The organism is Pseudonocardia sp. NPDC049154, from assembly GCF_040648315.1.
Lineage (GTDB): Bacteria > Actinomycetota > Actinomycetes > Mycobacteriales > Pseudonocardiaceae > Pseudonocardia.
In genome coordinates this window covers 34,408-56,091 of the sequence record NZ_JBEZDN010000013.1, presented here as the reverse complement: position 1 = coordinate 56,091, position 21,684 = coordinate 34,408, and the positions used below count along the sequence as shown (strand labels likewise).

Below are 21,684 nucleotides of genomic sequence, written 5' to 3'. Positions count from 1 at the left end.
ATCCCCTCCCGCCGCCGAGCCTAGAAGCGCGTCCCATGTCGACCTAGGGTCGGGGTGACGCGAGGAGGCGATCGATGAGCGACGCGAGCGGCACCGCACCCGTCGACGAGGAGGCCCGGGCCCGGAACCTCGTCGAGGCGGAGCGCAAGGCCCTGCACCTGTTCGAGGAGGCGGGGCGGCGAGGGCTGATCGCGCCGGGCGAGTCCGAGCGGACCGTGAGCGACCGGGTGCGCGACCTCGGCGCGGAGCTCTTCGGCACCGACCGGCACTGGCACAAGCGGGTGGTGCGCTCGGGCCCGAACACCCTGCTGCCCTACAAGGAGAACCCGCCGGACCGGCTGATCGAGGCGGACGACATCGTCTTCCTCGACCTCGGGCCGATCTTCGCCGAGTGGGAGGCGGACTTCGGGCGCACCTTCGTGCTGGGCGACGACCCGGTCAAGCACCGGCTGCGCGACGACCTGCCCCGCATCTTCGACGCCGGCCGCGCCCACTTCGAGGCCCACCCGGACATCAGCGGCGCGGAGCTGTACGCGCACGTCGTCGGCCTGGCCGAGGAGGCGGGCTGGGAGTTCGGCGGCGCGCACAGCGGTCACCTCGTGGGCGAGTTCCCGCACGAGTGGATCGACGGCGAGCGGATCGAGAGCTACATCGCGCCCGGCAGCGACCACGCCATGCGCCGCACGGACCCGTCGGGCCGGCGGTGCCACTGGATCCTCGAGGTGCACCTCGTCGACCGCGAGGGCGGGTTCGGCGGGTTCTTCGAGCAGCTCCTCACGCTGCACCGCTGACCGCACGTCCCGAACCGATCCGACGGGCGGGCGCGAACGTCGGGCGTGAACCCCAGGGAGGCCGCCCCGCGCGCCGGCCGGGCGCCCGCGCCGGACGAGGCCGATCTCCTCGCCGGTGTCGCGGAGGGCCGCCGCGACGCGCTGGCCCGGCTCTACGACCGGTACGGCCGGCAGGCCTGGTCGCTCGCCCGTCGGATCTGCGGCGACGACGCGCTGGCCGAGGACGCCGTGCAGGAGGCCTTCACCGCCGTCTGGCGCGAGGCGGGACGCTTCGACCCACGCCGCGGCCGGGCGTCGACCTGGCTGATGACGCTGGTCCACCACAAGGCGGTGGACCTGGTCCGGCGCGAGGACACCGCACGCCGGCGCACGGTGCCGATGGACGACGACACCGACCGCGCCCTCCCCCGGCTGCCCGGCGCCGACGTCGACGCGCTCGGCGCGGTCGTCGCCGGAACGGTGCGGTCCGCGCTCGACGCGCTGCCCGCCGACCAGCGGCACGCCCTCGTCCTCGCCTACTTCGGCGGCTACACCCAGCGCGAGGTCGCCGCGCTCACCGGCGTGCCGCTCGGCACGGTGAAGTCCCGGATGTTCGCCGGCCTCGGCCGGCTGCGCACCGCCCTCGGGCCGGTCCTCGGCGAGGACGACCTCCGGTGACCACGACCGCCCCGCCCTGCCCGATGAGCCGCCAGGTCGCCGGCTTCGCCCTGCACGCCCTGGAGCCCGACGAGGAGTTCGAGGTCCGCGCCCACCTCGGGCGCTGCCCCGAGTGCACCGTCGCCCTGCGCCGGCACGACGCCGTCCTGGCCGGCCTGGCGCGGACCGTGCCGCCGGTACCGCCGCCGCCCGCCTTGCGCGACCGGATCCTGCACGCCGCGCGCAGGAACGACCCGCCCGGCCTCCCGGCACCCGTCGACCGCCCGCAGGAGCGGCAGACCGAGCGGGCGAGGCCCTGGTCGCGCCGTCGATGGATGGTCGCGGCCGTCGCGGCGTGCGTGGTCGCCGTCGGCGGGCTGGCCGGGCAGGCCGCTGCCCTGCACCAGCAGCGCGACGCCGAGGTGGCCCAGGCCCGCGACCTGGGGCGGCTCGTGACCGGGCTGGACGCGCCCGGCAGCACCCACGCCACCCTGACCGACGGGCACGGGACGCCGGTGGCCGCCGTGGTGACCGGCGACGGTGTCCGGCGCGTGGTGGTCGCGGACCTCCCGACCAACGACCGCGCGAGCTCCGTCTACGTCCTGTGGGGCGTCGGGGCGCCCACCGGCGCGGCTCCCGTGCCGCTCGGCACGTTCGACGCCACCTCCGGGCACACGGACGTCACCACCCTGCCGGCCGGCGGCACCTTCGCCGCCTACGCCGTGTCGCTCGAACCGGGCCGGGTCGCCCCCGCGACCCCGAGCCGGGTCGTGGCGAGCGGCCAGGTGGCCTGAGCGGGCAGCAGCGGCTCGATGACCGGCGTCGACGGCAACGGGCCCGGGCGGGACGTCCCCCGGCCCGGGCCTCTGCGGCAGTACCGCCTCGGCCGGTCAGGCCTGCGCGGCCTCCGGCCGTGCAGCCGGCAGGTTGACCGACCGGGCCGGGTCCGCGACGAAGCAGTCGTTCACGACCGCGTCGCCGAATGCCCCGTCCAGCAGTTGTTGCAGCCCGTCGAGGCTGGGTGCCTCCCAGATGCACATCGCCCGCGCGGCGTCGTCCTGCGTGACGCTCGCGAGGAGCACGAAGCCTTCCGGAAGAGTGGGATTACTGCTCATCACGCGGTCCCATCCGGCGGGGTCGCGGATGTCGTGCACCACTCCGAAATGCATGACGACCTCCTCCACGTCTCGAGAGCGGCGCGAGTATGCGCCTCGGCCGTCATGGTCGTAAGGACCTCCCGCATGGTCATTCACGAGGCTCGTCGATAGCTGCACAGGACACCTAGACCTGGAGGTCGGCGCCCTGCTCCCGCAGGCACCTGCGGCGACGCCGACCTGTCGGCCTTCCGGGACGAACCGGATTCGCGGCGAGAACGAAGCACGGGAAGGCACGAACCGCATTCCCGGGATCCGTCGAAGAAACCGACGACGGGCCCGGAGCAACCGGGCCGGGAACCACGGGAGAACACGATGAAGAAGCCTTTCCGGGTCGCCGCCGCCGGCGCGATCGCCGCCCTGGGTCTGGGTCTCGCCGCGTGCGGCGGGTCCGGGTCCTCGACCGCCGCCGCCCCGGCATCGCCGATGGCCTCGGCTCCGATGTCGGCGGCCCCGATGTCCGCCGCCGCGGGCGACGGCGTGACCACCGACGCGGACGTCTTCGGGCCGGCCTGCAACCAGCTGCCGCAGGGCGACGCCCCCGGCTCGCTGAACAACATGGGCCCGCAGCCGGTGGCCAGCGCGGCGAGCACCAACCCGTTGCTCACCACGCTCGTGACCGCGGTCGGGAAGGTTCCGGGCCTGGCCGACACGCTGAACTCGCAGAAGGGCATCACCGTGTTCGCGCCGTACAACGGCGCGTTCGACCAGGTGAAGACGCAGCTGGGCGACCAGGCGTTCAACGGGCTGCTCGCGAACCAGCAGCAGCTGGGCGGCCTGCTGTCGTACCACGTGGTGCCGCAGCGCTACGACGCCGAGGGTCTCGTCGCCGCCGGCACCACCACCGAGCTGGCCGGGGGCACCGTGACGATCGGCGGCACGCCCGAGGCGCCGACCGTGACCGACGGCCAGGGCAACACCGCGAAGGTCCTCTGCGGCAACATCCCGACCGCCAACGCCACCGTGTTCGTCATCGACAAGGTCCTGATGCCGGCGGAGTCCTGATGCCGGCGGGCTGACCCGCACACGCGCGAGGGGCGGGGACCGGTCGGTCCCCGCCCCTCGGCGTGTCGGCACTCCCCGAAGATCGATCTCGTGACGAGGCGAGGCCGGGGCCGCCACCCCGATCACGGCGACCCCGGCCCGAAGGACTGCCCGATCCGCTCCCCAACGACGGACAGTCGCGGTCTGTGCCTCGGTATCCGGGTCCCCGCCCCGCACGCCGTCTACACCTGGTGCGGCGAATCCGTCCGATCCGCGTCGCCCGGGCGTGTCGTGGGCGCTCCGTCCCCGTCCACCGCGAGCCGTCGGGTGCGCACCGTGAGGCCGCCGCGGGGCCGCCCGCCGGCCAGGCGGGCCGCGCGCAGGCAGGCGTGCGTCCACATGACCAGCTGCACCTCCTTGGCCACCAGCACCTGGTCGTACAGCAGATGGGACAGCCGGTCGCCCGGGCGGGCCCAGGACTCGACGACGAACCGGACGTCCTCGCCCGCCTCCTCGGTCCGGAACTCGATCTGCCCGGCCTCCAGGTGCCCGCGCAGCGTCGCGAGGCGGAAGTGCCGCGGCCCGGACCCGACGACGCGGACCGGCCCGTCCCACGGCCCGGGCAGCCGGATGAGGAACTCGTCGCCCACCGTCATGGCGCCGTCGGCGCCCCGCGTCCGCCGGAACACCGCCATCCCCGACGGCGACCAGGCGTTGGGGTCCGCCGCGAGCAGCTCGAGCAGCTGCTCCGGCGTCCGCTCGCTGCCGGCGATGCGCACCGAGTAGGTGCGGTGCAGCAGGTCGCCGTGGCCGTCCTCGAGATGCTGGACGCGGTCGTCGCACACCTCCGCCGGCAACGGCTTCGGCAGGTCGGAGTCGTCCCCGGGCTCCTCGCTGCGGTGCGTGACCGTCGTCCGCCAGAGGTAGCGCCACGCGACGATGCCGACGCCGACGGGCCAGCGGACGAGCGCGCCGACCCGGCGGGACCGTCGCGAGCCCGTCGCCGGACGCGCACGGGAACGGAGGAGGGGCACCGGGTGTGAGTACCCGACGATCGGGAACCCATGCGGCGTGACCATCGGGACGATCCTCCGGCGCGCAGGCGTCCGCGCGATCCACCTGCAGAGCGCCTCGCTGGGCTGCATCGCGCTCTGCATCGGGCTGTGGATGCGGGCGAAGACGGTCGACCAGGAGGAGCGGGGCAACGCCGAGCGCCGCGCCCTGTTCGTCGGGCTCTGGCCGCCGACGATCTGGCTGATCGGCGAGTCGGTGCGGCGCGAGGAGTCCCGCTGAACCGCGCGGCGCTGGAGGCGGAGGTCGACCACCTCGCCGGCCTCGACGTGAACTACGCCGAGGACGAGGCGCCCACCACCACGGACGACCCGCACTGGCACGTCGACTCCGGCTACGCCGAGCTCGGCACCGAGGCCCCGGGCCCGCCCGAGCGCGACGGCCCCTTCGAACGCGCCTGCCGGGTCGTGCGCAACTACGAGTTCGCCGACGACCGCATCCTCCGGGGCATCTACCGTCGCGACGACCCGCTGCTCGGCCGGGACATGGTGCTGGAGGGCCGGTTCCTGTTCCTCCGCTTCCTCATGCCCGTCCGGGTCACCGACGCCTACGACACCGTCCGCGACGGCAAGCGGGTGTGGGGCTGGACCTACCAGACGCTGTGCGGGCACCTCGAGCAGGGCCGGCTGAGCTACGAGGTGGCCAAGGACCCGGAGACCGGGCGCGTCACCTTCTGGATCCACGCCTACTCCCGCCGCGGTCCCGTGCCCAACCCGATCCTCCGCCTCGGCTGGCGACTGTTCGGGCGCACCGTCCAGCTGGAGTTCTACCGGCGGGTCGGACAGCGCGTGCGCGAGCTGATCGACGCGAACCCGCCGGGGGACGACGAGCCGGAGGTCGGCCTGGTCATCGTGCCCCGTGAGCGGCCGGAGCGGTGGCGGGACCGGTTCGCGCTCGACCTCGTCCGGCCCGGGGTGTGCCGGTAGCCCGGCCGCGGCCCGGCCCCCACGCGCGGGCGCACCCTCCCGCGGATCATGATGGACGCATGCCCGCGCCGTCGGAACCGCTGGAGAAGCTCGGATTCCTCACGATCGGCTCGTTCGACGGCGCCGATCCGGGCGCCGGCCACGAGACGACCCTGCGCATGATCGAGCTGGGCGAGGAGCTCGGGTTCGACAGCGCCTGGGTCCGCCACCGCCACCTGCAGTACGGGATCTCCTCCCCCGTCGCGGTGCTCGCCGCGGCCTCTCAGCGCACCCGGCGCATCGAGCTGGGCACCGCGGTGATCCCGCTGGGCTGGGAGAACCCGCTGCGGCTGGCCGAGGACCTGGCGACGGTCGACGTCCTGTCCGGCGGCCGGCTCAACCCGGGCGTGAGCGTCGGACCGCCGATGCACTTCGACGACGTCAAGGGGTCGCTGTACCCGGACACCGCGGACCTCGAGGACTTCGGCCCGGAGCGGGTGTCCCGGCTGCTGCGGCTGGTCGCCGGCGAGACCGCGAGCTCGTTCTCCGGCACGCAGGGCATCGAGGTCTTCTCCGACCGGGTGGAGCCGCACTCCCCCGGGCTGCGCGGCCGGATGTGGTACGGCGCGGCCAGCCTCGGCTCGGCCCGGCGGGCCGGCGAGCAGGGGATGAACTTCCTGACCAGCAGCGTGGTCCGGGCCGAGGACGGTGTCGGCACGGACTTCGCCGAGATCCAGCGCAGCCACGTCGACGCGTTCCGGGCGGCGCACCCCGCCGGTGCGGCCGCCCGCGTGTCCCAGGGGCTCGTCGTGGTGCCCACCGACTCGGCCACGCCGCAGCAGCGCGCGAAGTACGAGGCCTACGCCGAGGCCCGGCTGCCGCGCACGTTCGCCCCGCAGCGCCCGGCCGGGATGCTGTTCGCCCGCGACCTGGTCGGTACGTCCGAGGAGATCGCCGCGCAGCTGTACGCGCACGCCGGGTTCCGGGCGGTGCGCGAGGTGGTGTTCGCGCTGCCCTTCAGCTTCGCGCAGGAGGACTACGTCCAGATCCTCACCGACATCGCGACGCGGCTGGGGCCGGCGATCGGCTGGCGGCCCGCGGCGGCCGCCTGATCCCGGTCGCGGCCCGAACCGGACGGCCGGGCGCGGGCCGGGACGATCCCGACGGCGGCGTCATCGAAACTGCCGATTCCCGTGCGGGGCGGCCCGGTGCACCGGGGCCCGGCCCGTATCGTCGCGGAGGTGCTGATCCCCCTCGCGATCCTGCTCGCGGTCGCCTCGGCGGTGTTCTACGCGATCTCCGCGGTGCTGCAGGAGCGCGAGGCGTCCCGGGAGTCCGCGGCGGGGCTCGGCCTGATGACCCGGCTGCTGCGCCGCCGGCTCTGGTGGGCGGCCGTGGCGGCCACGCTGACCGGGGCGGGCCTGCACGTCGCCGCCCTGGCCGCGGGGCCGCTCGTCGTCGTGCAGCCGATCGGGGTGTCCTGCCTGGCCATCGCCCTCGTGCTCGGCGCGCGGGTGAACCGCACGGCGATCACCCCGCGCTCGTGGGCCGGGGTGCTGTGCGTGGCGCTGGGCCTGCCCGCGGTGCTCGCCGCCGTGCCGCACCACGGCCCGCACGGCGCACCGCCCCCGCCGGGCGCCGGCCTCGGCTTCTGGGCGGTCACCGGCGTGCTGACGGCGCTGGTCGCGGCTGCGGCGGCGGGCGGGCTGCTGTGCGGACGCCGGCTGCCCCGCGGGGCGGCGGTCTGCTACGCCGTGGGCGCCGCCCTGTGCTTCGGCGTCGCGTCCGCGACCACCAAGACCCTGCTGGTCGGCCATCTCACCCCCGGGCGGGTCGCCGTGACCGCCGCGGCCGCGCTGGTCGGCACGGCGCTCGCGCAGCACGCCTACCGTGGCGGCGGGCTGGGCGCGCCGCTGGCCGTCCTCACCCTCCTGGACCCGCTGACGGCCGGCGCGATGGGCGTGCTGGTGCTCGGTGAGCCGTTCGGCACCACCCCGCCGACCCTCGCCCTCGGCGTCGTGGGCCTGGTGGTGACGGCCGTCGGCGTCGGCCTGCTCTCCGCCCGCCGGCCGCCCGCGGGCCTGCCGCCGCCCCTCGGCCCGGTACCGGTGCCCGCGGGCTCGCGCGGCTGAGTCCGGGGACCGGTGTGCCCGCCGTGGGGAGGTCGTAGGGTGCGCCCCATGGCACCGGCGCCGACCGCGTCCCGCACGCCGGGGCGGGCGCGATGACCCGTCCCGCCCCGGCCCGCACGCTGCCGAGGGTGCCCGGCCGCACCCTGGCCGGAGCGACCGCGGTCGGGCTGGTCGTGTGGTCCTCGCGCGTCGTCGGGATCCTCACCCTCGCCGGCGGGCTGCTGGCCGGGCCGCGCCGGATGCTCGGCGAGCCGTTCCGGGCCTCGGTGGGCCTGCCGGAGATCGTCGGGGTCGGGCAGGTCGTCGTCACGGTGGTGGCGGGCGTCGGGATGCTGCTGCTGGCCGCCGGGCTGCGCCGCCGGAAGCGGCGGGCGTGGGCGCTCGCGGTGGTGATCACGGCCGCACTCACCGCCGTCAACCTCGGCCGGGTCATCGGCCCCGCGCACGGCCACGCCGCGGTGGCCACCGCGGTCACCGCGCTGCTGCTGGTCCTGCTGGTGGTGACCCGCCGGTCCTTCCCGGCCCGTTCCGACCCGGGCGGGGTCACCCGGGCGGCGCGCGTGCTCGTGCAGTTCGCCGTGGCCGGCGTGGCGGTGGTGTGGCTGTTCCTCGCGCTGAACCCGCACCGGCTCGCGCCCGGGACCAGCGCGTCGGACCAGCTCGTCCAGGCGCTGCTGTCGCTGGTCGGCGTGTCCGGCCCGGTCGCGTTCCCCGCCCGCGGGATATGGCTCGACGACCTCACCGCCACCGTCGGGCTCACCTTCGGCGTGCTCGCGGTGCTGGGCGCCGGGTACTTCCTGCTGCGCTCCCCCGAGCCCGAGTCCCGCCTCGAGGCGGCCGACGAGGCGCGGCTGCGCGCCATGCTCGCCCGCCGCCCCGACCCGGACTCGCTCGACTACTTCGCGCTGCGCCGCGACCGCACCGTCGTCTACGCGCCGAGCGGCGGGGCCGCGGTGTCGTACCGCGTGCTGGCCGGCGTCGCGCTGGCCTCCGGGGACCCGCTCGGCGAGCAGGGCGAGTGGAACGCGGCGATCGGGGCGTTCCTCGACCGGGCGGTCGCCCACGCCTGGGTGCCGGCCGTGCTGGCGTGCTCCGAGGAGGGGGCGACGGCGTGGGCCCGCGCCGGGTTCTCCGTGCTGGAGTTCGGCGACGAGGCCGTCCTGGACACCGCGGCGTTCACGCTCGAGGGCCGGACGATGCGGGGTGTGCGGCAGACCGTGGCGCGTGCCGAACGGGCGGGCTTCACGGTCCGCGTCCGGCGGCTCCGGGAGATCGACCCGGAGGAGCGGGCCGAGCTCGCCCGGCTGGCCCGCAGCTGGCGCGGCGACGCCGAGGAGCGCGGCTTCTCCATGGCCCTCTCCCGCACCGCCGACGGCACGGACGGCGAGGCGGTCCTGGCCGTCGCGCACCGCGACGGCGTCCCGGCCGCGCTGCTGCAGTTCGTGCCGTGGGGGCGCGCCGGGCTCTCCCTCGACCTCATGCGCCGCGACCCGACGGCGGACGGCGGGCTCACCGAGCAGCTCGTCGTCGAGGTCGTGCGGTGGGCGGGCGGGCACGGGATCGCCCGGGTCTCGCTGAACTTCGCGGTGTTCCGCGGCGCCCTCGAGCGCGGGCAGCGGCTGGGCGCCGGGCCGGTCGCGCGGCTGTGGGCGCGGATCCTGCACGTCGCGTCGCGGTGGTGGCAGATCGAGAGCCTCTACCGGTTCAACGCCAAGTTCCGGCCCTGCTGGGTGCCCCGCTTCCTGCTCTTCCCGGCCGTCCGGGACCTGCCGCGGGTGCTGCTCGCCATGCTCGAGGCGGAGGGGTTCGGCGGCCGCCCGCCGGCCCTGCTGCGGATGCTGCGCCGCTGAAGGGGGACGTGCGCCGGTCCGCGGGAGGCGGTAGGCATCGTCCATGGCCGACACCGATCCGCTCGACCTGCTCGACCCGGACGAACGGGCCGGGCTGCGACCCGCGGCGGCCCGCTTCGTCAGCCCCATGCTCGCCACGCTGACCGCCGACCACTTCTCCGACCCGGGGTGGCTGTACGAGCGGAAGCTCGACGGCGTGCGGGCGGTGGTCGTTCGGGACGGCGACGGCACCACGATCTGGTCACGCTCGGAGAAGTCGATGACCGGGACCTACCCGGAGATCGCGGAGGCGCTGGGCCGCGGGCCGGCCCTGGTCGCCGACGGCGAGATCGTGGCCTTCGACGGCCCGCAGACCAGCTTCTCGACGCTCCAGGCGCGGCTCGGGCTGCACGACCCCGACCGGGCGCGGGCCACGGGCGTGGCGGTGTTCGTCTACCTGTTCGACGTCATGGTCGTCTCGGGCTGCGACGTCACCGGCCTGCCCCTGCGCACCCGCAAGCGGCTGCTGCGGGCGGCGGTCGACTTCGCTGACCCGGTCCGTTTCTCGACCCACCGCAACACGGACGGCGAGGCGTACCTCGCCGAGGCCTGCGCCCGCGGGTGGGAGGGGCTGATCGCCAAGCGCGCGGACTCCGGGTACCGGCCCGGGAGGCGGTCCGACGACTGGCTGAAGTTCACGTGCGTCCGCGAGCAGGAGTTCGTCGTCGGCGGCTGGACCGACCCGGCGGGCTCTCGGCAGGGCTTCGGCGCGTTGCTCGTCGGTGTGTACGACGGCGACGGGCTGCACTACGCGGGCAAGGTCGGCACCGGCTTCGACGGGCGCGTGCTGCACCGCCTGCGGGAGCTCTTCGACGGGCTCGCTGCGGACCGCTCGCCCTTCGCCGGCGCCGTCCGGGAGAAGGGCACGCACTGGCTGCGGCCCGAGCTCGTCGCCCAGATCGGGTTCACCGAGTGGACCCGCGACGGCCGGCTGCGGCATCCCCGCTACCTCGGCCTGCGCGACGACAAGGATCCCCGCGAGGTCGTGCGCGAGGAACCGCGGGCGTGAGCGCGAGTCGCGGGGCGCCCCGCGGGTACCCGGCCCCCATGGCTCCCGAGACCACCGTGGACACCGCCGTGCTCGACGTCGACGGCACCCTCGTCGACACGAACTACCACCACGCCCTGGCCTGGTTCCGCGCGTTCCGGCGGTTCGACGTCACGCTGCCGGTCTGGCGGCTGCACCGGGCGATCGGGATGGGCGGCGACCAGCTGGTCCCCGCCGTCGCCGGGAAGGACTTCGAGGAGGAGCACGGGGACGCCGCCCGCACGGCGTGGGCGGAGGAGTTCCAGCCCCTGCTCGGCGAGATCCGGCCCTTCGAGGGGGTGCGCGAGCTGCTCACCGCGCTGCGCGACGCCGGGCTGAAGGTCGTGCTGGCCAGCTCCGGCAAGCCCGAGCACGTCGACGCCTACCTCGACCTCTTCGGCGGCCGCGAGCTCGCCCACGCCTGGACCAGCAGCGAGGACGTCGAGCAGACCAAGCCCCAGCCCGACCTGATCGGTGTGGCGGTGGAGAAGGTCGAGGGCCGCGACGCCCTCGTCGTCGGCGATTCGGTGTGGGACTTCGAGGCGGCCCACCGGGCCGGGTACGCGGGCTACGCGATCCGGACCGGCGGGTTCTCCGTCGACGAGCTGAAGGAGGCGGGCGCCCGGGAGGTGTTCGAGTCCGTCCCGGAGCTCCGCGACCACCTGGTCAGCGCGCTCGCACGCCGATAGCGGCGTCCTTCGCCTCGCCGTACTCCTCGCGCAGCGCCGGCAGCAGTTCGGTGCGCGCGAACTCGAGGAAGTCCGGCTGCATCCCGCCACCGACCTCGACCAGCGCGACGTGCGTGAACCCGGCCTCGACGAACGGGCGCACCGCCTCGACGTGCGCCGCGACGTCCGGCCCGCACGCGATCGCCGCCGCCACGTCCTCCTTGCGCACGAACTGGGTGGCCGCGGCGAAACCGGCGGTCCCGGGCAGCTCGGCGTTGACCTTCCACCCGCCGGCGAACCAGCGGAACAGGGAGTGCGCACGCTCGACGGCGGCGTCCGTGTCCGGGCCCCAGCTGAGCGGCTGCTGGCCGATCTTCGGCAGGTCGGCACCGGAGGCCCGGTCCCAGCCCTGCACGAGGTCCGGCTCGGGCTCGACGGCGACCATCGCGTCGGCGACGGGGGCGTACCGGTTCACCGACTGGGCGCCGGACACCGCGAGCGCGAGCGGGACGCCGTCCTCCGGGCAGTCCCACAGCTTCGCCGAGTCGACGCGGAAGTGCTTCCCCTCGAACGTCACGTAGCCGCCGGCGAACAGCTCGCGGATGATCGTGACGGCCTCGTCGAGCATCTCCTGGCGGACGTCGGCCGTCGGCCAGCCCCGCCCCACGACGTGCTCGTTGAGGTTCTCGCCGGACCCCAGCCCCAGGGTGAACCGGCCGTCGGACAGCAGGGCGACCGTCGCCGCCTTCTGCGCGACGACGGCGGGGTGGTACCGCATGATCGGGCAGGTCACGTAGGTCATCAGGCCGACCCGCTCGGTCGCGGTCGCGACGGCGCCGAGGACGCTCCACGCGTACGGGGCGTGGCCCATCTCGTCGAGCCACGGGAAGTAGTGGTCGCTCGTCACCTCGAAGTCGAACCCGGCCCGTTCGGCGGCGACGGCATCGGCGACGAGCTCCCGGGGCCCGCGCTGCTCGGTCATCAGGGTGTAGCCGAAGGAGGTCATGACGGGCGGGTACCCGCCCTGTGCCCGGCGATTCGGTCACGACGGGTAGGGCCGGGAGCGGTTCGGACCGCCGGTCCGGGGTAGTCCGAGCCGCGCGATCCGGACGAGAGGAGCACACGGTGCTCAGCAACAAGGAACGGGCGACCCTCGCGGCGATCGGCAGGTACCTCGAGCACGAGGACCCCCGGCTCGCCCGGCAGCTCACGGCGGACCCGAGGGAGGTGCCCGGGGCCGTCGAGCCGAGCCCCGGCCATCCGGCGCCCGCGGCCCCGGTCCCCGGCCCGCTGCTCGGTACGGGTGCGTCCGCCCCGGCCGCGGCCGACGGTGGCCCCGACGGCGTCGGCGAGATCGGTGAGGAGGACGACGAGGAGGAGCCGCCCTCCCCCGGCCCCGAGATCGCGGCGATCGCCGTCCTCGCCGTGATGTCCGCGATCGGGCTACTCGTCGGGCTCCTCGCCGGTCGGCCGGGCTACGCGCTGATCGGTGCGGCACTCGGGGCCGCGGGCGGGTTCTGGTGCCGCTCCCGGCGCCCGGCCCCGCGCTGCGACTGATCGTCCCACCGCCCGAGCCGGGCTCCGCCGGGCCCGCGATACTGACCGCGTGGCAGTGCGGACGCTCGGCGTCGAGGAGGAGTTCCTGCTGGTCGACCCCGATTCGGGGGAACCGCGCGCGGTCGGCTCGACCGTCCTGCGCCGCGCCGGGGACGCTGATCTCACGGCCGAGCTGCAGGCGGAGCAGGTCGAGACGGCGACCGACCCGGTGCGCGATCTCGGCGACCTGCTCGGCGAGATCCACACGCGGCGCGCGGAGGCGGTCCGGGCCGCCCGGACCGCGGGCGTGGAGGCCGTGCCGCTCGCGACCCCGCCGGTCCCCGCCGACGCGCACGTCTCCCCGGGCCGCCGCTACCGCGCGATGGTGGAGCGCTTCGGCCGCACCGGCCGCCAGCAGCTGACCTGCGCCTGCCACGTGCACGTCGCGGTGGACTCCGCCGAGGAGGCCGTCGGCGCGCTCGACCGGATCCGGCCCTGGCTCGCGGTGCTGATCGCGCTGTCGGTCAACTCGCCCTTCTGGTCGGGTACCGACACCGGCTACGCGGGCTTCCGCAGCCAGGTGTGGGGGCGCTGGCCCTCGGCGGGCCCGACCGGCCCGCACGGCTCCGCCGCCGCGTACCGCGAGCTCACCGAGACCCTGCTCGGCACCGACACCCTGCTCGACGAGGGGATGCTCTACTTCGACGCCCGCCTCTCCCACCACCACCCGACCGTCGAGGTCCGGGTGGCGGACGTCTGCCGCGAGCCGGCCGACGCCGTCCTCGTCGCCGCCCTGACCCGCGCCCTGGTCGAGACGGGGGCCCGGGACTGGGCGGCCGGCGTCCCCGCCGACCCGGTGCGCACCGAGGTCCTCCGGCTGGCCGCGTGGCGCGCGAGCCGCTCGGGGCTGGACGGCGACCTGCTGCACCCGCACACCTGGCGCCCCGCCCCGGCGGGTGACGTCGTGCGCGCCCTGCTCGACCACGTCCGCCCGGCCCTGGACGACGCCGGCGACCTCGACACCGTCGGCGAGCTCTGGCACGTCCTGGACGGGCGCCGCCCCGGCGCGACCCATCAGCGTCTCGCGTTCGAGAAGGGCGGCGACCTCCGCGCGGTGGTGCTCGACGCGCTGGCGGCGCGGGGCTGAGGCGCCCGGTCAGGAGGCCTTGCGGCGGGAGCCGGACGACTTCCCGCCCGACCTGCTGCTGCCGGACTTGCCGCTGCCGGACTTGCCGCTGCCGGACTTGCTGCCACCCGACTTGCCACCCGACTTGCTGCCGCCCGACTTCTTCCCGCGGGCCTCCTCGACGCTGCGCTGCAGGGCCTCCAGCAGCGCCGACATCTCCGTGGGCTCCGGCGGCTCGGACTCGGTGACGATCTCCTTGCCCTGCTTCTTGTCCTCGATCAGCTGCCCGACCCGGTCGCGGTAGGTGTCGCGGTACTGGTCGGGCTTCCACGGCCCGCTCATCGACTCGACGAGCTGCGTGGCCATCTTCAGCTCCTTGTCCCCCGGCTTGGTCCGGCGCGTGGGCACGTTCTCCAGCTCCGCGGGGTCCCGGACCTCGTCGGCGAAGTGCAGGGTGTGCAGGGCCAGGACCGCGCCGTCGGCGCGCACGGCGGCCAGGTACTCCTTGCCGCGCATCACGAACGTGCCGATCGCGGCCTTGTCGCCCTGCATCATCGCCTCGCGCAGCAGCGCGTAGGGCTTGCGGTACTCGTCGCCGGTCGGGGCCAGCCAGTAGGTGCGCTGGTAGTACACCGGGTCGATGTCGGCGAGGTCGACGAAGTCGGTGATGTCGAGGGTCCGGGAGCGGCCGGGCGCGATCTGGTCCAGCTCCTCCTGCTCGACCACGACGTACTCGCCGTCGCCGACCTCCGCCCCCTTGACGACGTCGCCGTACTCGACCTCCTCGCCGGTGCGCTCGTTGACCCGCTGGTTGCGGATGCGGTCCGAGGTGCCCCGCTGGAACTGGTGGAAGTGCACGGTGTGGTCGTCCGTCGCGGTGAACAGCCCCACCGGGATCGACACCAGCCCGAAGGTGATCGAGCCCGTCCAGATCGCGCGTGCCACGCCGCCTCCCTCGTCCCGCCCGGCCGGTCCGGGCGACGGTCGTGTACCCGCCGCCGCGGCCCGTCACCCGTCAGCGGCTGCCGGCCTCCGGGCCGAGCAGGTTACCGAGCGGGCCGAGGTCGATGTTCAGGTCGCCGGGCTCCAGTCCGAAGTGCTCGCGCAGCTCGACCATCGCCTCCTCGAGCCGCATCAGGCCCAGGCCGAGCTGCTCGATCTTCTCGTCGGGGAGGTCGCCGGCGTCGACCCGGCGCAGCGCCTGCCGCTCCATGAGCTGGCGCAGCAGCTCCACGATCGTCAGCACCAGCCGGCCGAGGTCGCGGCCGACCGTGTCCGGCTGGGCCTCCACGCGGCGGGGCAGCTCAGGCACGCCGGGCCTCCGCGCGCTCGGCCTCCGTGAGGGCGGACTCCGGCACGGCGGTCTCCTGCCCCTCCATCAGGGTCGACACCGAGCTGATCAGCGCCCGGAGCGAGACGTGCACGAGGTCCACGTCGGCCAGCGAGATCGTGATGTCGCCGGTGAGCATCACGCCGCCGGCCAGCAGCCGGTCGAGCAGGTCGACCAACGACAGCTCGTCGTCCGGGTGGAGGGGGAGCTCGCGACCCCGGCCATCAGCTCGGGCCAGCGTCACGACTCCCCCAGCGTGGCGAAGGAGAAGGGCGGCCACGGGCCGGTGAGCTCGACCGTCGCCCCCTCCGCCTCGACCGCGGCGAGCGCCGCCCGGAACCCGTCCTCGCCGTCCGTGTCGACCAGGTACGTCGCGTTGAGCACCATCTCCTGCTCACGGCCGCTGAGCCGGGCGTCCTGCGGCTTCATCCGGTGCGAGCCGGCCGCGACCTGCGCCAACGTGTCGTCGAGGCGGTCCGCGACGGCCCGGGCGCGCTCGCGGGCCTGCGCGCCGCGGTCCCGGTCGGCCCGCCGGCGCAGCAGGTACGACGTCCCGGGCCGCTCCGACGACGCCGCCGGCTCCTCGGCCGGCGCCTCGGGCTTGGCGTCGACGTAGACCTTGACGCCCCATTCCCGCCGGTCCCGGACGCGCTCGAGGACGGTCCCGAACTCCACCGCCCGCTCGCGCAGCATTTGGGCGACCGCCTCGTCGTCCCGGTAGACGGTGGCGAGCCGCAGCGGCGCCGTCGGTTCCGCGGCCGCCGCCTCCACGATCACGGCGTGGTGCGCGCGGGCGAGCCGCTCGATGCGGCCCAGGTCCTCCATCGCGCGGGCGAGCGCCGACTCGTCGAACTCCTCCTCGCGCACCGTGCCGACCACGGCGACGAGCGGGCCCTCGACGACGAGCCGGGGGCTCTCGCCGTCGACGCCCGGTCCGGCGGGCGGCCGGTCCGCCCCGCCGAGGCGCACCGCGTACAACCAGACCAGGCTCATCCGCGCTCCTCCCGGGCCCGGGCGGAGCGCCTCCGCGTCGGTTCCGGCTGCGCCTCCGGCGCCGACTCCAGCTCCGACTCCACCTCCGGCTCCGGCTCCCGGGCCGAGCCGTCCTCCAGCTCGCCGCGCGTGCGGGCGGCCTCGAGGTCGCCGATGCGCTGCCGCAGCCGGCGGTTCTCCTCGTTCAGGTCCCGCTGCCCGGAGCTGAGGCTCGGGTCGTGCTCCCACCAGTCGATGCCCATCTCGCGGGCCTTGTCGACCGAGGCGACGAGCAGCCTGATCTTGATCGTCAGCAGCTCGATGTCGAGCAGGTTCACCCGGATGTCGCCGGCGATCACGATGCCCTTGTCGAGTACGCGCTCGAGGATGTCGGCGAGGTTCGTCGACTCCTGGCGGTGCTCGGGCGGTCGCGCCGTGCGTCCCGGTAACGGAAGGCCTCCGCTCGTCATCGTCCTCCTCTGTGCATCTGACCCCTGCTGTAGCGGCCGGTTCGGCGGTAGCCGTGGAGGTCGCCGTTCTCGTCGACGTCCACCTCGAAGACGGCCAGGATGTCGGCGGAGTCCGGGATGCGGCGCGTCTCCACGACCTCCACGCCGATCGACCAGCCCTCGTCGCGGCGCTCGATCGACACCACCGACTCCAGCTCGCGGCCGGTCAGCGAGACGATCTGCTCCGCTGCGCGGCGGGCGGCCTCGGCGGGCAGCGCGCGGCCGTTGCGCCCGGCCTCCCCCGGGCCGTCCGGGCCGCCCGGGCCGTCCGAGCCGTCCGAGCCGTCCGAGCCCCCCGACCCGCCGTCCGACGCACCCTTCGACGCCGTCTTCCGGGAGGCCGTCCTCCTCGTCCGGGTCGCGGGTGCGTCCTCCCGCTCGCCGCGCCGGGGTGCAGCGCGGCGAGCGGGCCGGGCCCGCCCGGTCTGCTCCTGGTCGTGCTCCTGGTCGTCCGTCATCGGTCTCCGCCGGTCAGGCGCGGCGCACCATCAGTCGCTGCAGCAACTCGTTCTCCCGCTCCGCGGCCTCGGACTCGGAGAGCTCGCCGGTGCGGCGCGCCTCGTCGACCCACTCCAGTTCGGCACGGATCCGCGCCGGGTCGTAGTACTGCTGTTCGGCCTGGTCCTGGATCTGCTCGGCCAGCCAGAGGACACCGCGGACCGGGGCCAGCGGCAAACCCAGCAGACCCGACACGAGACCCATCAGCGATCACTCCTCCGGCACGAAGTCGTAGGGGGCGAGCGGCCCGAGCAGCCGCAGCTTCAACCACTCGTGGGTGTCCGCACCCAGTTCCTCCACGGCGGCCTCGAACTCCTCCGCCCCGTCCCTGCGTACCAGGAACGCCGCGTTGACGACGTCCTCGGGCTGGGTCGGGGTGGTGCTCGACACCGCCTCGGCGAACGAGCCGATCCGGTCGAGGATGTCCTTCGCATCGACCTCGCGGCGCTCCTCGAGCGCCTTGACGATCAGCTCGCCGAGCTTGACGCGGTCGTAGTAGGCCGCGTCCTCGGGCACCCCGCGGATGCGCTCCTGCAGCTCACGCACCCCCTCGTCCTCCTCCACGACCTCGCGGAGCAGGACGTCCTGGTCGTAGCGACCCTTGAGGGTGTACTGGACGGTTCCCTCCAGCTGGTCCAACGCCCGGACGAACCGGTCGTGGTGCGGCGCGAGGAGCTCGTCGAGCACGCCCTCCTCCTCGATCACGGCCGGGAACCGCATCGGGAGCACCGTCGTGTGGGCGGCCACCGAGTCCACCACGGCCTCGTGGGCCACCAGGTCGTCCCGGGTGCCGAGCGGGCGGTCGAGCGGCACGTCGCCCACGATCGCGGCCACCTTCTCGTGCACCACGGTGGTCACCGTGCCCGACGGGCCCAGCCCCACCAGGTCGTCGGGCAGCTCGGCGTCCGACCGGACCAGCCCGTAGACGTACGTCGCGCTCACCCCTCACGCTCCCGCGTCCGCTGCGGCCGGCGCCGGCGCGGCGCCTCCTCCCGTTCCTCCTCGCGGTTGTTGCCGCCCAGGAGCTCCTCCACCTTGTCGACGGCGGCGTCGAGGACCCCGGAGGTCTTGCCCTTGGCGCCGCCCTCCATCACCCCCTGGGTGAGCTCGGTGATGTCCTTGCCGCCCTTGCCCTTGCCGTACAGGTCGAGCCGGTTGGTGGCCTCGGCGAAGCGCAGGAACGTGTCCACGCTCGCCACCACCACGCGCGCGTCGATCGTGAGGATCTCGATCCCCACCAGCGACACCCGCACGAACACGTCGATGACCAGGCCCTTGTCCAGGATCAGCTCGACGACGTCGGCGAGGCCGCTCGAACCGCCCCCGCCGCCGCGGTCGACGTGCCCCCCGCCGCCCGTCTGGGTCGCCACCGTCATCGCTCATCGACTCCTTCCGCCGGCGCCCGCGGTCTGCCGGCGTGCGGTGCGGCGGCGGGCCGGGGGCGGCTCCTCGTCGGGTTCCTCGTCGGGCTCGGTGTCCTCGTCGGCGGCCGGCTCGGCCTCGTCCGCCTCCTCGTACTCCTCGTCCGGCTCTTCGTCCGGCTCCTCGTCGGCGTACTCGTCGGCCTCCTCGTACTCCTCGTCCGGCTCCTCGTCGGCGTACTCCTCGGACTCGTCGACGGGGCCCTCGTCCGTCTCCTCCGCGGGCTCCTCGTCGTAGTCCTCGTCGTACTCGGCGGCCGGCTCGGCCTCCTCCTCGTACTCGGCGTCCTCGTCGGGCTCGGCGCCCTCGGCGTACTCGTCGCGCTCCTCGGGCTCACCCTCCTCCTCGCGGGCGCTCCGCTCCTCGTCCAGCGCCTCCTCGTGGGTCTTCACGACCTCGCCGTCGCGGATCTCGCCGCGCCAGCCCTCGATCTCGTCCTGGTGCAGCAGGGCGGTGGTCATGGCGTGCCGGCGGAAGTGCTTGAACTCCAGCCGGGCCCGGCGGCCCTGGGCGCGCCAGATGTTGCCGGTGCGCTCGAACAGGCCCTGCGGGTGGTACTCGAGCACCAGCAGGATCCGGGTGAGGTTGGGCCCCAGCCCGGTGAAGCTCACCGCGCCGTCGACGTGGCCCTTGGCCCCCTTGGACCGCCACATGATGTGCGAGTCGGCGACCTGGTCCATGATCGTCGCCTCCCACTCGCGGTGGGACAGGAAGACCTGCGCCTTCCAGTGGGTCTTCTCGTCGGAGAGCTGGTCGACGCTCTCGACCTTCTTCATGAAGCCCGGGAAGTCGGCCATCTGGGTCCACAGGTTGTACGTGGTCCGCAGGGGCAGGCCGACGTCCTGCTCCTCGACGATGTTGATCAGCTTGACCTTCTTGCCGCCGCCGCTGCCGCCGCCCCCGCCCTCGGAGTCGTCGCCGCCGCCGCCGAACAGGCCGCTGACCTTCTCCTTGATCCCGGAGAAGAACCCGCCCTTCTTGCCGTCCTCGTCCTCGTCGCCGTCCTCGTCGTCGGGGTCGCGGTCCTCGTCGTCGTCGCGACCGCGGCCGCGGCCGAGCGCCTCGCGGACCCCGCTGCCGCCGTTCTCGGTGACCGTGTCGAGGCGGTCGGTCAGGTTCGTGACCCGGTCCGTGGCGGCCTCGGCCGCCTTCTGCACCATCAGCGACAACAGGCGCTGACCGGCGTCCTTCAAGGCGTCGGCCGGGAGGGCCTCCGCGAGCTTCGACGTGTCAGGCATCGCTGCTCCTCCGCTTGGCGGTGCCCTTGCCCCGGCCCGAGGCCGCCTTCGCCCCGCCCGCGGCGGCTCGCGCCCCGGTCCGGGCCGTGGCGGTGCCCGCGGCCGCGGTACGACGGCCGGAGCCGGAGGCGCGGGACCCGGCCCCGCGCGACGCGCCCTGCGCCTTGGCGGTGCGGCGCCGCGGCTTCGGCTCCTCCTCGGGCTCCTGCTGCTCGTCCTCGACCGGCTCGTCGCCCCGGTCGGTCTCCTCGTCGGAGTCGGCGCCGCCGGCCTCGCGGGCGCTGTCGACAGCGCTCTGCGTTGCGTCCGTGCCCGCGCCGGCGGCGGCCTCCCCGGTGTCCTCGGCGTCCGGCGCCGTGTCGGAGGCGGAGTCCTTGGCCTCGCCCGCCTTGTCCTTCGCGCCGTCCTTCGCGCCGTCCTTCGCGCCGTCCTTCGCGCCCGAGGCGCCGCTCGCGAGGGTTTCGACCTTCTGACCGACCTTGTCGGTCAGCGCGGCGACCTGGCGCGCCGCCACGGCCATGGCGGCGCCCTTGCCCGCCTCCAGCAGCCGCCCGCGGACCTGGTCGGTCACCGCGGCCAGCTCGGGGGAGCTGTTCAGCAGCTTGGTGGCCTGGGCGAGGAGCTCACCCGGCCCGCCCGCACGACGCCCCGCGGCCATCCCGCCGAGCATCAGGGCGAGCTTCATCTTCTTGGTGCGTCCCAGGAAGTAGCCGCCGGCTACCCCGAGCGCCACACGTGCGCCGCATTTCATCGTGCCTCCAAGTTGTGGTGGCCGGCCCGCGCCCACGCGAAGGGATCGATGTCACCGAACCGCTCGCGCCCGAGCCCCGAACCGGGGTCAGCAGCTTCTACCCGAACGGATCTGGCTGCACACGCCGATCGACCACATCAGCCATTTTTGCGCCGTTCGGCCCACCCGTCCGGACCATTTCCCGGAAATGCTCCTGAAACAGGCGGGTGAGCACTGCTGCAACGTTTCCGTGAGAGCACTGGGCCGAACGAGCGCTTACCGCCCGGTCGGCCCAGCGACTGGTCACGGTGCGGAAGCGGGCGAGCGGACTGCGTGCAGGAAAAGAGTGACGGCCATCGACGGAGTCCGGCGTGGACGGGCCCGCCGACCGGCAGAACGGATCGTCAGGAGCCTGCTTTGGCGGCCGCCACGATGATCAGCACGATGAGCGCGACGAGCAGCAGCACCACGGTGATCGGCAACAACACGATCGCGAGCACGAGGGCGAGAATGATCGCCACGCGCATTCCGGTGCTCATGGCCCCGACCGCGCCTTTCAGCGCACCCCAGATCGGGTTCTTCCCGGCCAGCCCGGCACGGACGCCACCCAGCAGCCCGCCCATGGCGACCCCACCCGAGGCGGCAAATTTCTGGACCAGCCCGCCCAGGTCCTCCACGTTCTCCAGGACGAGCCCGACCGAGCTGCGCAGGAGCGTGCGGAGCAGGTCGCGCAGGCTCTCCTTGAGGTCGGCGACCGCGGCGTTCCGGCGCTCGACGGGGTCGAGGCCCGGCTGGCGCGACCGGTCGCTCGACCGCGGGGCGTCGCCGCCCATCTCCAGCGCCGTCATGGGCTGCATGAGTTCCTCCCCGCCTGCGCCGCCCGAATCGTGCGGCGCTGGTGCCGACTACCCCGATCCGGGTCCGCACCACTCGCCGCGGGCGGCGCGTGGCGCGGATTCCGCCCGGACGTCGCAGCGCGCGGTCGTGGACGACGGCCCGCGTTGCCCCGACCGGAGCAACGGCGCCCGCCGGGGTGCCGTGATTCGCGCGGTCATGCAAGGGTAGC

28 protein-coding genes are annotated in these 21,684 nt (G+C 74.6%); 13 read left to right on the top strand and 15 right to left on the bottom strand.

Annotation, left to right across the window (positions count from 1 at the left end):
• Window positions 1-74 precede the first annotated feature (74 nt).
• Genes AB0B41_RS10065 through AB0B41_RS10055 form a run of 3 tightly spaced genes read left to right on the top strand, consistent with a single transcriptional unit; the run spans window position 75 to window position 2,221 of the window.
• Window positions 75-791 carry a M24 family metallopeptidase gene (locus AB0B41_RS10065; protein ID WP_358201113.1) on the top strand — a complete coding sequence of 239 codons (717 nt, stop codon included), beginning with the start codon at window positions 75-77 and terminating at the stop codon, window positions 789-791.
• Between the two features lie 45 nt (window positions 792-836).
• Complete coding sequence (locus tag AB0B41_RS10060) at window positions 837-1,448, top strand: sigma-70 family RNA polymerase sigma factor (RefSeq protein ID WP_358201111.1); 612 nt, start codon at window positions 837-839, stop codon at window positions 1,446-1,448.
• Window positions 1,445-2,221: an anti-sigma factor gene (locus AB0B41_RS10055; protein WP_358201109.1), complete on the top strand. Its 777-nt coding sequence runs from the start codon at window positions 1,445-1,447 to the stop codon at window positions 2,219-2,221. Before AB0B41_RS10060 ends, AB0B41_RS10055 begins: the two co-directional genes overlap by 4 nt.
• A 96-nt stretch (window positions 2,222-2,317) precedes the next feature.
• Here the strand turns inward: AB0B41_RS10055 and AB0B41_RS10050 are convergent, their stop codons facing one another.
• Window positions 2,318-2,596 carry a hypothetical protein gene (locus AB0B41_RS10050; protein ID WP_358201107.1) on the bottom strand — a complete coding sequence of 93 codons (279 nt, stop codon included), beginning with the start codon at window positions 2,594-2,596 and terminating at the stop codon, window positions 2,318-2,320.
• Between the two features lie 300 nt (window positions 2,597-2,896).
• Between AB0B41_RS10050 and AB0B41_RS10045 the strand changes: the two genes are divergently transcribed.
• Window positions 2,897-3,586, top strand: coding sequence for a fasciclin domain-containing protein (locus AB0B41_RS10045; protein ID WP_358201105.1), 690 nt, complete (start codon window positions 2,897-2,899; stop codon window positions 3,584-3,586).
• Window positions 3,587-3,807: 221 nt separating this feature from the next.
• On the opposite strand, the gene AB0B41_RS10040 is transcribed toward AB0B41_RS10045, so the two are convergent.
• A complete protein-coding gene (locus AB0B41_RS10040) occupies window positions 3,808-4,599 on the bottom strand; it encodes a DUF1990 family protein (RefSeq protein ID WP_358201103.1) in 792 nt (263 codons plus the stop codon).
• Between the two features lie 37 nt (window positions 4,600-4,636).
• Here AB0B41_RS10040 and AB0B41_RS10035 point away from each other — a divergent pair, with 37 nt between their 5' ends.
• The 7 genes from AB0B41_RS10035 to AB0B41_RS10005 all read left to right on the top strand — a co-directional run bounded on the left by AB0B41_RS10035 (window position 4,637) and on the right by AB0B41_RS10005 (window position 11,278).
• A complete protein-coding gene (locus tag AB0B41_RS10035; protein WP_358201101.1) occupies window positions 4,637-4,858 on the top strand; it encodes a hypothetical protein in 222 nt (73 codons plus the stop codon).
• A gap of 47 nt (window positions 4,859-4,905) precedes the next feature.
• Complete coding sequence (locus AB0B41_RS10030) at window positions 4,906-5,562, top strand: DUF1990 family protein (RefSeq protein WP_358201099.1); 657 nt, start codon at window positions 4,906-4,908, stop codon at window positions 5,560-5,562.
• Between the two features lie 59 nt (window positions 5,563-5,621).
• Window positions 5,622-6,653, top strand: coding sequence for an LLM class flavin-dependent oxidoreductase (locus tag AB0B41_RS10025; protein ID WP_358201097.1), 1,032 nt, complete (start codon window positions 5,622-5,624; stop codon window positions 6,651-6,653).
• Window positions 6,654-6,782: 129 nt separating this feature from the next.
• Window positions 6,783-7,673, top strand: a complete 891-nt coding sequence (locus AB0B41_RS10020; RefSeq protein WP_358201095.1) for a DMT family transporter — start codon at window positions 6,783-6,785, stop codon at window positions 7,671-7,673.
• A 92-nt stretch (window positions 7,674-7,765) separates the two neighbouring features.
• On the top strand, window positions 7,766-9,523 hold the full coding sequence (locus AB0B41_RS10015; RefSeq protein WP_358201093.1) for a phosphatidylglycerol lysyltransferase domain-containing protein: 1,758 nt from the start codon (window positions 7,766-7,768) through the stop codon (window positions 9,521-9,523).
• Between the two features lie 43 nt (window positions 9,524-9,566).
• Window positions 9,567-10,571: a non-homologous end-joining DNA ligase gene (gene ligD / locus AB0B41_RS10010; RefSeq protein ID WP_358201091.1), complete on the top strand. Its 1,005-nt coding sequence runs from the start codon at window positions 9,567-9,569 to the stop codon at window positions 10,569-10,571.
• Between the two features lie 38 nt (window positions 10,572-10,609).
• Window positions 10,610-11,278, top strand: coding sequence for an HAD family hydrolase (locus tag AB0B41_RS10005; RefSeq protein WP_358201089.1), 669 nt, complete (start codon window positions 10,610-10,612; stop codon window positions 11,276-11,278).
• Here the strand turns inward: AB0B41_RS10005 and AB0B41_RS10000 are convergent.
• Window positions 11,256-12,263, bottom strand: coding sequence for a TIGR03557 family F420-dependent LLM class oxidoreductase (locus AB0B41_RS10000; protein WP_358201087.1), 1,008 nt, complete (start codon window positions 12,261-12,263; stop codon window positions 11,256-11,258). The two genes, AB0B41_RS10005 and AB0B41_RS10000, sit on opposite strands and share 23 nt — an antisense overlap.
• A 119-nt stretch (window positions 12,264-12,382) precedes the next feature.
• On the opposite strand from AB0B41_RS10000, the gene AB0B41_RS09995 reads away from it, so the two are divergent.
• The gene (locus AB0B41_RS09995; RefSeq protein ID WP_358201085.1) at window positions 12,383-12,814 is read left to right on the top strand and encodes a DUF3040 domain-containing protein; all 432 of its coding nucleotides are present in this window, start codon (window positions 12,383-12,385) and stop codon (window positions 12,812-12,814) included.
• Window positions 12,815-12,863: 49 nt separating this feature from the next.
• Entirely contained in the window at window positions 12,864-13,940 is a 1,077-nt protein-coding gene (locus AB0B41_RS09990; RefSeq protein ID WP_358201083.1) for a glutamate--cysteine ligase, read from the top strand.
• 9 nt (window positions 13,941-13,949) lie between these two features.
• On the opposite strand, the gene AB0B41_RS09985 is transcribed toward AB0B41_RS09990, so the two are convergent.
• The 12 genes from AB0B41_RS09985 to AB0B41_RS09930 all read right to left on the bottom strand — a co-directional run bounded on the left by AB0B41_RS09985 (window position 13,950) and on the right by AB0B41_RS09930 (window position 21,475).
• Window positions 13,950-14,864 (bottom strand): Ku protein, encoded by a 915-nt coding sequence (locus AB0B41_RS09985; protein WP_358201081.1) that lies wholly within the window; start codon window positions 14,862-14,864, stop codon window positions 13,950-13,952.
• Between the two features lie 70 nt (window positions 14,865-14,934).
• Window positions 14,935-15,231, bottom strand: a complete 297-nt coding sequence (locus AB0B41_RS09980) for a gas vesicle protein K (RefSeq protein WP_037046795.1) — start codon at window positions 15,229-15,231, stop codon at window positions 14,935-14,937.
• On the bottom strand, window positions 15,224-15,487 hold the full coding sequence (locus AB0B41_RS09975) for a gas vesicle protein (RefSeq protein ID WP_358201202.1): 264 nt from the start codon (window positions 15,485-15,487) through the stop codon (window positions 15,224-15,226). The genes AB0B41_RS09980 and AB0B41_RS09975 overlap by 8 nt, the downstream gene beginning before the upstream one ends.
• A gap of 2 nt (window positions 15,488-15,489) precedes the next feature.
• Entirely contained in the window at window positions 15,490-16,242 is a 753-nt protein-coding gene (locus AB0B41_RS09970; RefSeq protein ID WP_358201079.1) for a GvpL/GvpF family gas vesicle protein, read from the bottom strand.
• Window positions 16,239-16,691, bottom strand: coding sequence for a gas vesicle protein (locus tag AB0B41_RS09965; RefSeq protein WP_358201077.1), 453 nt, complete (start codon window positions 16,689-16,691; stop codon window positions 16,239-16,241). Before AB0B41_RS09965 ends, AB0B41_RS09970 begins: the two co-directional genes overlap by 4 nt.
• Window positions 16,688-17,188, bottom strand: a complete 501-nt coding sequence (gene gvpO / locus AB0B41_RS09960; protein ID WP_358201075.1) for a gas vesicle protein GvpO — start codon at window positions 17,186-17,188, stop codon at window positions 16,688-16,690. The genes AB0B41_RS09965 and gvpO overlap by 4 nt, the downstream gene beginning before the upstream one ends.
• 13 nt (window positions 17,189-17,201) lie before the next feature.
• A complete protein-coding gene (locus AB0B41_RS09955) occupies window positions 17,202-17,432 on the bottom strand; it encodes a gas vesicle protein GvpG (RefSeq protein ID WP_358201073.1) in 231 nt (76 codons plus the stop codon).
• A 6-nt stretch (window positions 17,433-17,438) separates the two neighbouring features.
• Window positions 17,439-18,170: a GvpL/GvpF family gas vesicle protein gene (locus AB0B41_RS09950; protein ID WP_358201071.1), complete on the bottom strand. Its 732-nt coding sequence runs from the start codon at window positions 18,168-18,170 to the stop codon at window positions 17,439-17,441.
• Complete coding sequence (gene gvpJ / locus AB0B41_RS09945; protein WP_358201069.1) at window positions 18,167-18,604, bottom strand: gas vesicle protein GvpJ; 438 nt, start codon at window positions 18,602-18,604, stop codon at window positions 18,167-18,169. The genes AB0B41_RS09950 and gvpJ overlap by 4 nt, the downstream gene beginning before the upstream one ends.
• A 3-nt stretch (window positions 18,605-18,607) precedes the next feature.
• On the bottom strand, window positions 18,608-19,888 hold the full coding sequence (locus tag AB0B41_RS09940) for an SRPBCC family protein (protein WP_358201067.1): 1,281 nt from the start codon (window positions 19,886-19,888) through the stop codon (window positions 18,608-18,610).
• Entirely contained in the window at window positions 19,881-20,621 is a 741-nt protein-coding gene (locus AB0B41_RS09935) for a hypothetical protein (RefSeq protein WP_358201065.1), read from the bottom strand. The genes AB0B41_RS09940 and AB0B41_RS09935 overlap by 8 nt, the downstream gene beginning before the upstream one ends.
• A 401-nt stretch (window positions 20,622-21,022) precedes the next feature.
• Complete coding sequence (locus AB0B41_RS09930; protein ID WP_358201063.1) at window positions 21,023-21,475, bottom strand: hypothetical protein; 453 nt, start codon at window positions 21,473-21,475, stop codon at window positions 21,023-21,025.
• Window positions 21,476-21,684: the final 209 nt, after the last annotated feature.